Source organism: Kitasatospora sp. NPDC059812 (assembly GCF_042732075.1).
Lineage (GTDB): Bacteria > Actinomycetota > Actinomycetes > Streptomycetales > Streptomycetaceae > Kitasatospora.
Genome location: NZ_JBHWIO010000001.1, coordinates 15,982 through 28,234, shown reverse-complemented (window position 1 = coordinate 28,234; position 12,253 = coordinate 15,982). Strand labels below are relative to the sequence as shown.

The 12,253-nt window shown below is 72.2% G+C and carries 10 protein-coding genes; 8 read left to right on the top strand and 2 right to left on the bottom strand.

The annotated features are described in order from the left end of the window. Positions 1-37 precede the first annotated feature (37 nt). A complete protein-coding gene (locus tag ACFV6D_RS00115; RefSeq protein ID WP_380495263.1) occupies positions 38-1,942 on the bottom strand; it encodes a regulator in 1,905 nt (634 codons plus the stop codon). Between the two features lie 310 nt (positions 1,943-2,252). On the opposite strand from ACFV6D_RS00115, the gene ACFV6D_RS00110 reads away from it, so the two are divergent. The 7 genes from ACFV6D_RS00110 (at position 2,253) to ACFV6D_RS00080 (ending at position 9,939) form a co-directional block, all read left to right on the top strand. Continuing rightward, complete coding sequence (locus tag ACFV6D_RS00110; protein ID WP_380336586.1) at positions 2,253-3,014, top strand: 3-hydroxybutyrate dehydrogenase; 762 nt, start codon at positions 2,253-2,255, stop codon at positions 3,012-3,014. 185 nt (positions 3,015-3,199) lie between these two features. Then, the gene (locus ACFV6D_RS00105) at positions 3,200-4,567 is read left to right on the top strand and encodes an MFS transporter (protein WP_063347317.1); all 1,368 of its coding nucleotides are present in this window, start codon (positions 3,200-3,202) and stop codon (positions 4,565-4,567) included. A gap of 59 nt (positions 4,568-4,626) precedes the next feature. Further along, positions 4,627-6,534, top strand: a complete 1,908-nt coding sequence (locus tag ACFV6D_RS00100) for a GAF domain-containing protein (protein WP_063347318.1) — start codon at positions 4,627-4,629, stop codon at positions 6,532-6,534. A 175-nt stretch (positions 6,535-6,709) separates the two neighbouring features. Beyond that, a complete protein-coding gene (gene lipB, locus ACFV6D_RS00095) occupies positions 6,710-7,480 on the top strand; it encodes a lipoyl(octanoyl) transferase LipB (RefSeq protein WP_063347319.1) in 771 nt (256 codons plus the stop codon). A gap of 174 nt (positions 7,481-7,654) precedes the next feature. Next, complete coding sequence (gene lipA, locus ACFV6D_RS00090) at positions 7,655-8,608, top strand: lipoyl synthase (RefSeq protein WP_063347320.1); 954 nt, start codon at positions 7,655-7,657, stop codon at positions 8,606-8,608. Between the two features lie 251 nt (positions 8,609-8,859). Next, positions 8,860-9,039 carry a hypothetical protein gene (locus tag ACFV6D_RS00085; RefSeq protein ID WP_063351061.1) on the top strand — a complete coding sequence of 60 codons (180 nt, stop codon included), beginning with the start codon at positions 8,860-8,862 and terminating at the stop codon, positions 9,037-9,039. 210 nt (positions 9,040-9,249) lie between these two features. Beyond that, on the top strand, positions 9,250-9,939 hold the full coding sequence (locus ACFV6D_RS00080; RefSeq protein ID WP_063347321.1) for a DUF4191 domain-containing protein: 690 nt from the start codon (positions 9,250-9,252) through the stop codon (positions 9,937-9,939). A gap of 137 nt (positions 9,940-10,076) precedes the next feature. Here ACFV6D_RS00080 and ACFV6D_RS00075 read toward each other — a convergent pair whose 3' ends face one another. Beyond that, positions 10,077-10,544, bottom strand: coding sequence for an RDD family protein (locus tag ACFV6D_RS00075; protein WP_350885262.1), 468 nt, complete (start codon positions 10,542-10,544; stop codon positions 10,077-10,079). A 263-nt stretch (positions 10,545-10,807) separates the two neighbouring features. On the opposite strand from ACFV6D_RS00075, the gene glnA reads away from it, so the two are divergent. Next, the gene (gene glnA / locus ACFV6D_RS00070) at positions 10,808-12,220 is read left to right on the top strand and encodes a type I glutamate--ammonia ligase (RefSeq protein ID WP_063347323.1); all 1,413 of its coding nucleotides are present in this window, start codon (positions 10,808-10,810) and stop codon (positions 12,218-12,220) included. Positions 12,221-12,253 lie beyond the last annotated feature (33 nt).

Genomic DNA, 12,253 nt, shown 5'->3' with positions numbered 1-12,253 from the left:
CCGGAGCTCGCCCGACCGGCCCCTCTGCGACAGGTCCTCAGATCACGCCGGCCTGGCGGGCCGTCTCCTCGAAGGCACGGGCCACCGGGCTGCCCCGGTAGGGGGTGAGGCGGCGGTGGAAGTCCCGGACGTACTCCAGCGAGCGGGCCGAGCGCATCTCCCCCGCCGCCCGCAGCGCGTCGGTGGCCATGGTGCAGGCCTCGTCGAGGTCCCCCATGCCGAGCCGGGCGGTGGCCAGCACCAGCCGGCAGAAGATCCGGCTGCGCGCGTAGGCGGGTGAGCGCAGCCGCAGCGACTTCTCGGCGTGCTGCGCGGAGGTGCGCCACTGCTGGAGGTCGCGGTAGCAGTGAGCGAACTCGTCGGAGAGCTGGGCCTCGTCGAAGTACCGCGCCCAGGAGGGCAGTTCGTCGCCGACCCGGGCAGCGGCCAGTGCCCGCTCGGAGCGCACCAGGGCGGTGGTGCAGGCCCGGACGTCGCCCAGCAGGCCGTGCCCGCGCGCCTCGGCGGTGTGCATCAGCGATTGGACCACCGGCGGCACGGCGGTGCCCACGCCCTGCTGGGCGACCCGGGCCAGTTGGACGGCCTCCCGGCCGTGGCCCAGGTGGACGGCCTGCTGGCTCATCGTCACCAGGACGTACCCGCCGAGCGCGCGGTCCCCGGCGGCCTGGGACAGGCGCAGCGCCTGGACGAAGTAGCGCTGGGCGAGGCCGTGCGCGGCGATGTCGAAGGACGTCCAGCCTGCCAGCCTGGTCAGGTCGGCGACGGCGCCGAACAGCGCCCGGCCGATCTGCTCGCCGTAGCGGCCGCGCAGCATCGGCTCGGCCTCGCTCTCCAGGTAGCGGACCAGCGCCTGCCGGGCGTGCCCGCCGCCGTAGGCGTGATCGAGCGCCCGGAAGAGGTCGCCGACGGCGCGGATGGCGGCGATGTCGCCGCGGCCGACCCGCAGGGCGGGGCGCGACTCGCGGGCCGGTTCGGTGTACGGCGGCTCGACGGCGGTCGGCGGGCGCCGGCTCTGGGTGGGCACCCGGCCGATGGTGGGCCCGGCGGGGCCGGCCGCGCCCGGCACGGGGCGCATGCCGGGGGCCCCGTGGTGGGCCTGGCCGCGCGCCGGGCTCGGAGGGGGAGCGCCGGGCGCGGGGGGCACGCTCTGGGCGGGTGCGGCGGGTGCTCCGGATGCCGCCGTCACGGCGGATGCTGCGGTGCCGGCGGTACCGGCAGCGGCGGCGGACGGACCGGCGGGCGGACCGGTGGCGGCGTCGGGGCGGACCATCGTCGAGCCGTCCCGGGCGACGCGCTCGTCGGTGCGGCCGATCAGCCAGTCCCGGCTGGGGACGACCAGGCCCGCCGGGGTGAAGGCGATCCGGCGCAGTTCGGACTGCGGGCCGTTGTCCTTGCGCCACATGCTCGCCACGATGTCCACCGCCTCCTGCGGGGTCTCGGCGAACTCCAGGCCCGCGTACACCGGGGCGCAGGCGTCCAGGCCGAGGTCCTGGGCGGTGAGGCGGCGGCCGAGGCGGCGGGTGAAGACCTCGGCGATCAGCGCGGGGGTGGCGCCGCGGGGTTGCTGGCCGCGCAGCCAGCGGGTGACCGAGGTCTTGTCGTAGCGCAGGTCGAGGCCGTGTTCCAGGCCGAGCTGGTCGACCCGGCGGGCCAGGCCCGCGTGCGAGAAGCCGGCTTCCTCGATGAGCGCGGCGAGTTGGCCGTTCTGCGGGGACGGGCCGGAGTGCCCGGAGTGGCCGCCGACCGGCCCGGGCGCGGGGACGGCGGGTTCGTGCCGGTCGGTTGTGGCCTGCGCGGGCAGCCGCAGTTCGTCGGCGGTCGGGGCGTCGGCGGTCAGGGCGTCGGGGGCGTCCGGCAGGGTCCGGCCGACCGGGCCTCGGTGGTGGCCGAGCGGGTCGAGCGGTCCGTACGCCGGGCTGTCGGTTGCAGGCCGTTGGGGCATGTCAGTCAACACCTCTCGGACGTCGCACCGGGCTCTACCAGCACTTCGGCTGCCTGGGGCGGCGCCCCCTGTCGGGAATCGGCGTGAATGTAGCGAGCATTCGGGCGCTATGGGTGGATCTGACCGAGCAATCCTCCGAACGGGTGAAGCAATCGCGCCCATTGTGGGGAAGCGCGGGCGGCGCGGGTTTGGCCTTTCGCGGTCGAACCGTCGATCGACCATCGTGGCGGTGAACACCACAGCCCACCGGGATGCTGTGGTGGACCACCACATGGGAGCCGGGCCCCCGGGTTTCCTAGCGTTCTCGGCCATGGACACCACTACAGCCCGCCCGCTCGACGGCCGGACGGCCCTGGTCACCGGGGCCGCCTCGGGCATCGGCCGGGCCTGTGCCGAGGCCTTCGCCGGGGCCGGCGCCCGGGTCTACGTCGTCGATCTCGCGGCCGGTCCGGCCCGGGAGCTCGCCGAGCGGATCGGCGGCCGCGCCGTCGTCGCGGACCTCGCCGACCCCGAGGCCGTGGAGGCCCTGCCGGCCGACGCCGACATCGTGGTCAACAACGCCGGCCTCCAACACATCGCGCCCGTCCACGAGTTCCCGCCAGACCGCTTCACCCTCATCCAACGCGTCATGGTCGAGGCGCCGTTCCGCATCCTGCGCCGCACTCTCCCGCACATGTACGAGCGGGAGTGGGGCCGGGTGGTCAACATCTCCTCCGTCCACGGCCTGCGGGCCAGCGCCTTCAAGTCCGCCTACGTCACCGCCAAGCACGCGCTGGAGGGCCTCAGCAAGACCGTCGCCCTGGAGGGTGCCCCCTACGGCGTCACCAGCAACTGCATCAACCCGGGCTACGTCCGAACTGCCCTGGTGGAGAAGCAGATCGCGAGCCAGGCGCTCGCCCACGGCATCCGCGAGGACGAGGTCGTCGAGCAGATCATGCTCGAACGCGCGGCCGTCAAGCGTCTCATCGAACCCGAGGAGATCGCCCAACTCGCCCTCTGGCTCTGCTCCCCGCCCGCTTCCTACATCACCGGCGCCAGCCTCCCCGTCGACGGCGGCTGGACGGCGCACTGAGCGGCGGCACCTGGCCGCCCTCCCCAGGCCGACCCCCGGGACTATGTGGGCGGCCCACATAGTCCCGGGGAACGCGCCTCCCTACCTTGTGGCGACGTCCCTTGGGGCGGCGCCCCTTGTGACGACATTCCTCGGGGCGACGCCTCTCGGGGCGACGTCCTCCCCCCGGCCCGGAAGTGGTGACCATGAACGCCTCCGCACCAGCCACGGCAGCCACCCGCTCACTCCCTCGGGTCGTGGCCGCCAGTCTCATCGGGACCACCATCGAGTGGTACGACTACTTCTTGTACGGAACAGCAGCCGCGCTGGTGTTCAACAAGCTGTTCTTCCCGAACACCGATCCGCTGACGGGGACGCTGCTGTCCTTCCTCACCTACGCGATCGGGTTCGCCGCGCGGCCGGTCGGGGCGCTGGTGTTCGGGCACTTCGGGGACCGGGTCGGGCGGAAGAAGCTGCTCGTCGTCAGCCTGCTGCTGATGGGCGGGTCGACCACGCTGATCGGGGTGCTGCCCACCTACAGCTCCATCGGGGCGGCGGCGCCGGTGCTGTTGACGGTGCTGCGCCTGGTGCAGGGCTTCGCGCTCGGCGGGGAGTGGGGCGGGGCGGTGCTGCTGGTGTCGGAGCACGGGGACCAGCGGCGGCGCGGGTTCTGGGCGTCGTGGCCGCAGGGCGGGGCGCCGGCCGGGAACCTGCTGGCGGCGGGGGTGCTGTCGCTGCTGACGGCGGTGCTGTCGGAGGACGCGTTCCTGTCGTGGGGGTGGCGGGTGCCGTTCCTGCTGTCGGCGGTGCTGGTCGGGGTCGGGCTGTGGATCCGGCTCGCGGTGGACGAGTCGCCGCTGTTCAAGCAGGCGCTGGCGGCCCAGCAGCAGCGGAAGACCGTCGAACAGCCGCCGCTGGTGGCGGTGTTGCGCAACCACTGGCGGGAGGTGCTGGTGGCGATGGGCGCACGGATGGCGGAGAACATCTCGTACTACGTGATGACCACGTTTGTGCTGACGTACGCCGTCACCCACGCGCACTTCTCCAAGCAGACCGCGCTGAACGCCGTACTGATCGGCTCGGCGATCCAGTTCGCGCTGATCCCGCTGTTCGGAGCGCTGTCCGACCGGGTCGGACGCAAACCGGTGTACCTGGTGGGCGCGGTCGGGGTGGGCATCTGGGCGTTCGTCTTCTTCGGGCTGGTGGACACCAGGTCGTTCGGACAGCTGGTGGTCGCGGTGACGGTCGGACTGGTCTTCCACAGCGCGATGTACGCACCGCAGGCGGCGTTCTTCTCCGAGCTGTTCGCCACCCGGATGCGGTACTCGGGCGCCTCGATCGGGGCCCAGTTCGCCTCGGTGGCCGCCGGAGCGCCCGCGCCGCTGATCGCGACCGCACTGCTCAAGGACTACGGCAACGCCACCCCGATCTCGGTGTACGTGGCGATCGCGGCGGCGATCACCGTGCTGGCGGTGCTGTGCGGGCGGGAGACCAGGGGCAGCGACCTGGCGGACGTCGAGGCGGCGGTGGAGGCGGAGGGCGCCGCCGTGGCGGCCAAGCCCGCCACCGCCTGACGGCCGAGCCGCTACGATCGCGCTTCCGCCGGACCCGACGCCGATTGGCGGCACGCACCATGAACCACCCTCACGAAAGCGCCGCGCCCGCGCTGCGGCGGCTGCTCGACCTGCTCGCCTCCGGCGCCGCCACCGAGGACTTCGCCGACGTGCTGGCCGACGCCCGCCGCCGCGGGGCGCCGGCCGCCGTCCTCGCCGAGATCGACGACGCCACCTGGCAGGCCCTGCGGGTGCACCGCACGCTGCGTCAACACCGGCGCCGGGAGGCTGAGTTGACCGCCCTTTTCGACACCGCCGGGGACCTCGCCGCCTCCCGGGAACTGGACACCGTGCTCCAGGCGATCGTCCGCCGCGCCCGGATGCTGCTCGGCACCGACACCGCGTACCTGACCCTGCCGGACGAGGCCGCGGGCGACACCTACATGCGGGTCACCGACGGCTCGGTCTCCGTCCTGTTCCAGACCCTGCGGCTCAGCCTCGGGCACGGCCTGGGCGGCCTGGTCGCGCAGACCGCCCGCCCGTACGCCACCCCCGACTACCGCACCGACGAACGGTTCCACCACACCGGCACGATCGACGCGGGCGTGCTCGACGAGGGCCTGGTGGCGATCATCGGGGTGCCGCTGCTGCTCGGCGGCGAGGTCATCGGGGTGCTGTTCGCCGCCGACCGCTCGCCCCGCGCCTTCTCCCCCGACGAGGTGGCGCTGCTGTGCACGCTGGCCGCGCACGCCGCGATCGCCCTGGACACCGCCAAGTCGCTGGCCGACACCCGGGCCGCGCTCGCCGAACTGAACAGCGCCAACGAACTGGTCCGCGCCCACTCGGCCGCCGTCCAGCGCGCCGAGCAGGCGCACGACCGGCTCACCGACCTGGTGCTGCGCGGCGCCGAGGTGCCGGACGTCGCCGCCGCCGTCGCGACCCTGCTGGGCGGCGAGATAGCCGTCCTCGACGCCGAGGGCGAGCCGCTGGCCGGGCGGTCCGCACCCGCCGGCGAACTGGCGGAGGCGGTCGCCGCGTCCCGGGCCGAGGGGCGGTCCGTCCGGCACGGCGAGCTGTGGGTATGCGCGGTGCTGGCCGGGCACGACGCGCTCGGCACCCTGGTGCTGCGCGGACGCCCCGGCCTCGACGACGCCGACCGGCGGCTGTTCGAGCGGGCCAGCGTGGTGACCGCGCTGCTCCTGCTGCTGCGCCGCTCGGTGGCCGAGACCGAGAACAGGGTCCGCGGCGAACTGCTCACCGACCTGCTCACCGCCCCCGACCGCGATCCGGCCGGGCTCACCGCGCGCGGCCGCCGGCTCGGCGTCGACCTCGCCCGCCCGCACCTGGTCCTGGTCGCCGAACCGGCCGAACCCGCCGGACCCCCCGTCCCCGACCGCGGCCGGCTGGCCGGCGCCGCCCGGCGGTACCTGTTCGGCTCCCGGGGCGTCAGCGCCGAGCACGGCGAGGCGGTGGTGCTGCTGGTGCCGGAGGCCGGCGACCCGGAGGAGGCCGCACGGCAGGCCGCCGAGCGGCTGGCCCGGCTGGCCGGGTTCCCCGTCACCGTGGGCGCCGGCCGCCCGGCCGCCGGCCCGCCCGCGCTGGCCGCCTCGTACGCCGAGGGCCTGCGCTGCGTCCGGGCGCTGCGGGTGCTCGGCCGCGCCGGGGAGGGCGCCTCGGCCCGCGCGCTGGGCTTCCTCGGGGTGCTGCTCGGCGACGGGCACGACGTGGACGGCTTCGTCGGCTCGGCGCTCGGCCCGCTGCTCGCCTACGACACCCGCCGCGGCACCGAACTTGTCCGCACCCTGCGCGCCTACTTCGACTGCGGCGGCAGCCTCACCCGCGCCAAGGACGAACTGCACGTCCACGTGAACACCGTCGTCCAGCGGCTGGACCGGGTCGAGGCGCTGCTCGGCCCGGACTGGAACCACCCCGAGCGCTCGCTCGAACTCCAGCTGGCGCTGCGGCTGCAACTGCTGGCGGGGGGCTGAACGGGTCCTTGCGGGCGCGGTCCCTACGGGCCGCCCGTGCGGGCGGTTCAGCCGTGCGTACAGGCCGTACGGGCGGCTGAACCGCCCGCACGGGCGTGGGCGTACAGTGGCGAGGTTGGTCTCGAACGCCTGGCAAGGAGCGGCAGCGGTGAGCGAGAACGTGCGTTTCGTTCGAATGGGGACAGGCGAGGGCGCCATCGCCTACCAGGAGGCCTGGGAGGAGCAGCAGCGCCTGCACGCGCTGCGGGTCGCGGACGAGATCCCCGACACCGTGCTGCTGCTGGAGCACCAGCCCGTCTACACGATGGGCAAGCGCACCAACCCCGCCGACCTGCCGCTCGACGGCACCCCGGTGGTCGAGGTCAACCGCGGCGGGGAGATCACCTGGCACGGCCCCGGCCAGCTGGTCGGCTACCCCATCGTCAAGCTGCCCGACCCGATCGACGTGGTCGCCTACGTCCGCCGGCTGGAGGAGGCGCTGATCCGCGCCTGCGCCGGGTTCGGCGTCGGCACCACCCGGGTCGAGGGCCGCAGCGGCGTCTGGGTGCTGGGCGATTCCATCCCGGACGCCGTGGTGGACCCGGCGCAGGTGGTGGACATCGGCAAGCTGACCCTGCGGATGGGCCTGCCGCTGGGCATCGACCCGCGGCTGGCCGGCCCCGAGTACGCGCCGTCCAACGCCGGCCAGCGCGGCGACGACCGCAAGCTCGCCGCGATCGGCGTCCGGGTCGCCCGCGGGGTCACCATGCACGGCTTCGCGCTCAACTGTGACCCCGACATGACCTGGTTCGACCGGATCGTGCCGTGCGGCATCCGGGACGCCGGCGTCGCCTCGCTCGCCGGCGAACTGGGGCGCGACTTCACCGTCGGCGAGGCGCTGCCGGTGGTCGAGCGGCACCTGGCGGACGTGTTCGCCGAGCTGCCCGAACCCGCGCTCACCCGCTGACCCGGGCCCGGGTCCTCGCCCGGGCTCTTCCCCGGGCCCCACTCCGGATTGCCCCCCGGGAATCTACCGGCCAGTAGCGCTGTTGCCCTGCGATTGCGGGGCAACAGGCCGCGCGAAGGCCTTACAACCACAGGCGTACCCTGGGGGTACCCCGTCTAGTTCTAGGAGTCGCACGTGTCCGCTGTCGCGCCCGACGGCAGGAAGCTGCTCCGCCTGGAGGTCCGCAACAGCGAGACCCCCATCGAGCGGAAGCCCGAGTGGATCAAGACCCGCGCGAAGATGGGGCCGGAGTACAACGCCCTCCAGTCGCTGGTGAAGAAGGAGGGGCTGCACACCGTCTGCCAGGAAGCCGGCTGCCCCAACATCTTCGAGTGCTGGGAGGACCGCGAGGCGACCTTCCTCATCGGCGGCGACCAGTGCACCCGCCGCTGCGACTTCTGCCAGATCGACACCGGCAAGCCCGCCGAGTTCGACCGGGACGAGCCGCGCCGGGTCGCCGAGTCCATCGTCACGATGGACCTCAACTACGCCACCATCACCGGCGTCGCCCGCGACGACCTGCCGGACGGCGGCGCCTGGCTGTACGCCGAGACCGTGCGCCAGGTGCACGCGCTGACCGCCGACCGCGAGAGCGGCCGCACCGGCGTCGAGCTGCTGATCCCCGACTTCAACGCGGTGCCCGAGCAGCTGGCCGAGGTCTTCTCCTCCCGCCCCGAGGTGCTCGCGCACAACGTCGAGACGGTGCCGCGGATCTTCAAGCGGATCCGCCCGGCCTTCCGCTACGAGCGCTCGCTCGACGTCATCACCCAGGCCCGCGCGGCCGGGCTGGTGACCAAGTCAAACCTGATCCTCGGCATGGGCGAGACCCGCGAGGAGGTCAGCCAGGCGCTGGCCGACCTCGTCGGCGCCGGCTGCGAGCTGATCACCATCACCCAGTACCTGCGCCCCTCGCTGCGCCACCACCCGGTGGAGCGCTGGGTCAAGCCGCACGAGTTCGTCGAGCTCCAGCAGGAGGCCGAGGAGCTGGGCTTCGCCGGGGTCATGTCGGGCCCGCTGGTGCGCTCCTCCTACCGGGCCGGGCGGCTGTACCGGCAGGCGCTGGAGCGGCGCGCGCAGGCCGCGGTCTGATCCGGTTGATCCGGCCGGGTCGGCCGAGTCGGCTGGGTCGGCCGGGCTGATTGAGCCGGCAGATTCTGATGATCCTGCTGATCCGGTGCTTTTGAGCCATCCGGTGCGCGAGCGAAGGGCGGAGCCTCGGCTCCGCCCTTTCGGTTTCACCGCACTTTGACTGCCTGGTCACCGCCTGGTAACACGGGATGGTGACGATGGACTCGTTGCGATCGTTCGATTCTTCTCAGCCACGAGGGGAGCTGTTCGGCATGCGGATGCGCATCCGGTCGGTGGGGGTCGCGCTGCGGCTCGCCGAGAGCGTCCTGCTGGCGGGTGGCCAGCAGCAGGCCCGGCGCAACGCCTGGGCGGCGGTCTGCGAGAACCGCCGGTACGCGGCGGACCGCCGACACGACGCGCGGGCGGCGACGACGTCACCGCCACGACGGTGACGTCCTCGACGGTTCTCAGCGGTTCTCAGCGGTTCTCGATGGTTCTCAGCGGTTCTCGACGGTGACGTTCTCGACGCGGCCGCGCCGGGGGCCGTTCGCCGCGGCCGACGGTCGCTGTGTGCGACGGCACAGGGCACACGAGTCACGGATCGAGGCGAACGGGTACCCGGGCTTGGATATCCCGTACCCGTGCCACGTACCATGAGCGTTATGGCGAGGGAAACATCCGAGAACCCCGGGCGACTGAAGCAGATCCGCCTGGCTTACACCATGACCAAGAAGGTCGACACCAAGATCGGCCTGATCATCGCCGGCGTCGGCCTGCTGACCTTCGGCGTGTTCCTCGCCATCGGCTTCGCAATCGACCACCCGATCTACCTGGGCATCCTGGGCTTCATCGTGGCCTTCCTGGCCATGGCGATCGTCTTCGGGCGCCGGGCCGAGCGCGCGGCGTTCGGACAGATGGAGGGGCAGCCGGGCGCCGTTGCGGCGGTGCTGAACAACATCCGACGCGGCTGGAGCTCCAACTCCACCCCGGTCGCGGTCACCCGCAACCAGGACGCGGTCTACCGCGCGGTGGGCCGGGCCGGAATCGCGCTGATCGGCGAAGGCAACCCGAACCGGGTGCGCCAGCTGCTGGCCTCCGAGAAGAAGAAGATGGCCCGGGTCGTCGGCGACGTGCCGGTGCACGACATCGTGGTGGGTACCGGCGAGGGCGAGATCCCGCTCAAGAAGCTGCAGATCCACCTGATGCGACTGCCCCGCGCCATCACCGCGTCCCAGGTCACCGAGACCAACGACCGTCTGCGCGCCCTGGGCGACCTGCTCTCCAAGGCGCCGATCCCCAAGGGCCCGATGCCCAAGGGTGCCCGGATGCCCAAGGGCGGCCAGGCCCGCTGACGCTCCCCCGACCACAACACTGAACGGCCCCGCCGCGGAGATCCCGCAGCGGGGCCGTTCAGTGTTGTGCGGCAAGGCCGTCCGGCCCTGGATCCAGGCTGGGTTCCGGACTGGATCCGGACCTCGACAGATCCGGACTAGATCCGGACCTCGACGGTGCCGACCGCCTTGTCGTGCAGACCGCGGGTGTCGCGGTCCCAGACCAGCGGCGGCACCACCAGGCAGAGCAGCAGGGTGCGCAGCAGCACCTGCGGGATGGTCGCACGGCCGCCGTCCAGGCGGATCACCCGGAGGCCGAACAGCCGCTTGCCGACGGTCGTCCCGGTGGTGGCGAGCAGCACCGCCGCGACCAGGAAGTAGAGCGGGCTGGTCCACAGGTTCGCCTCGGCCGGGCTGCCCTTGCCGATCAGCCCGTAGGCGATCAGGGCGACCAGCCAGCCGTCCACGAACAGGGCGCCGATCCGGCGGCCCGGGCCCGCGATCGAGCCGGGGCCCTCCTTGGGCAGGCCGAGGCGCTCGCCGCGGAAGCCGAAGTCGGCTCCCATCTTCTCGGCGGCCGCCTTCGGGCCGTCGATCCACGATCCCAACGCTTCTCTGGTGTCCACGAATCCACACTAACCGGGCGACCCGTCCGCGCCGCCACCGGCTCCCCCGAACGCCACGGGCGGGTGAATCGTGCCGCCGGAGCTTTCCAAGTGGTCCAGACCACTTGTGGAGAGCCGAGCCTGACGGCGGTGCGTTTTGCCCCGTCCCGTACATCTTTGCCACCCGATCGGCGGGCGTGGTTAACATTTATGAAACGGCCGGGTCACCGGCCGGAAACGGCCCGTTCTTAGGGTGAGCCCCATTCGCACGCCGAGGAGGATGGATGTTCAACAACGCCGCCGAAGTGAAGCAGTTCATTCAGGACAACGACGTGAAGTTCGTCGATGTCCGCTTCTGCGATCTGCCTGGCGTCATGCAGCACTTCTCCGTACCTGCGGCGACCTTCGACCCGTCCGAGATCCTGATGTTCGACGGCTCGTCGATCCGCGGCTTCCAGGCCATCCACGAGTCCGACATGGCCCTGGTCCCGGACCTCGCCACGGCTCGGCTCGACCCCTTCCGGGTCGAGAAGCACCTCAACATCAACTTCTTCATCCAGGACCCGGTCACCGGCGAGGCCTACAGCCGCGACCCGCGCAACGTCGCCAAGAAGGCCGAGGCTTACCTCGCCTCCTCCGGCATCGCCGACACCGCGTTCTTCGGGCCCGAGGCCGAGTTCTACGTCTTCGACTCGGTCCGCTTCGAGACCAGCGCCAACGCGTCCTTCTACCACATCGACTCGGAGGCCGGCGCCTGGAACTCCGGCGCCGCCGAGGGCGACGTCCGCGGCTACAAGGTCAAGTACAAGGGCGGCTACTTCCCCACCCCGCCGGTGGACCACTTCGCCGACCTGCGGGCCGAGATGTCGCTCGAACTGGCCAAGTCCGGCCTCGAAGTCGAGCGCCAGCACCACGAGGTCGGCACGGCCGGCCAGGCCGAGATCAACTACAAGTTCAACACCCTGCTGCACGCCGCCGACGACCTGATGCTGTTCAAATACATCATCAAGAACGTCGCCTGGCGCAACGGCAAGACGGCCACCTTCATGCCCAAGCCGATCTTCGGCGACAACGGCTCGGGCATGCACGTCCACCAGTCGCTGTGGACCGAGGGCTCGCCGCTCTTCTACGACGAGCAGGGCTACGCCGGCCTCTCCGACACCGCCCGCTACTACATTGGCGGCCTGCTCCGGCACGCCCCCTCGCTGCTGGCCTTCACCAACCCGTCGGTGAACTCCTACCACCGCCTGGTCCCGGGCTTCGAGGCGCCGGTCAACCTCGTCTACTCCCAGCGCAACCGCTCGGCCGCGATCCGCATCCCGATCACCGGCTCCAACGCCAAGGCCAAGCGCATCGAGTTCCGCGCGCCCGACCCCTCCTCCAACCCGTACCTGGCCTTCGCCGCCATGCTGATGGCCGGCCTCGACGGCATCCGCAACAAGATCGAGCCGCTGGAGCCGGTCGACAAGGACCTCTACGAGCTGGCCCCCGAGGAGCACGCCAACGTCCCGCAGGTGCCCGCCTCCCTCCCGGCCGTCCTCGACGCCCTGGAAGCCGACCACGAGTACCTGCTCGCCGGCAACGTCTTCACCCCGGACCTGATCGAGACCTGGATCGACTTCAAGCGCACCAACGAGATCGCCCCCATCGCCCTCCGCCCGCACCCCCACGAGTTCGAGCTGTACTACGACCTGTAGAAGCTCCTCCGACCTGCGGAAACGCAGTTCGAC

What these genes read in the sequence shown, in the direction of transcription:
- ACFV6D_RS00100 (WP_063347318.1), top strand. Translation starts at nt 4,627, where the DNA reads ATGAACCACCCTCACGAAAGCGCCGCGCCCGCGCTGCGGCGGCTGCTC.
- lipB (WP_063347319.1), top strand. Translation starts at nt 6,710, where the DNA reads ATGGGGACAGGCGAGGGCGCCATCGCCTACCAGGAGGCCTGGGAGGAG.
- ACFV6D_RS00080 (WP_063347321.1), top strand. Translation starts at nt 9,250, where the DNA reads ATGGCGAGGGAAACATCCGAGAACCCCGGGCGACTGAAGCAGATCCGC.
- ACFV6D_RS00085 (WP_063351061.1), top strand. Translation starts at nt 8,860, where the DNA reads ATGCGGATGCGCATCCGGTCGGTGGGGGTCGCGCTGCGGCTCGCCGAG.
- ACFV6D_RS00115 (WP_380495263.1), bottom strand. Translation starts at nt 1,942, where the DNA reads ATGCCCCAACGGCCTGCAACCGACAGCCCGGCGTACGGACCGCTCGAC.
- glnA (WP_063347323.1), top strand. Translation starts at nt 10,808, where the DNA reads ATGTTCAACAACGCCGCCGAAGTGAAGCAGTTCATTCAGGACAACGAC.
- ACFV6D_RS00105 (WP_063347317.1), top strand. Translation starts at nt 3,200, where the DNA reads ATGAACGCCTCCGCACCAGCCACGGCAGCCACCCGCTCACTCCCTCGG.
- ACFV6D_RS00110 (WP_380336586.1), top strand. Translation starts at nt 2,253, where the DNA reads ATGGACACCACTACAGCCCGCCCGCTCGACGGCCGGACGGCCCTGGTC.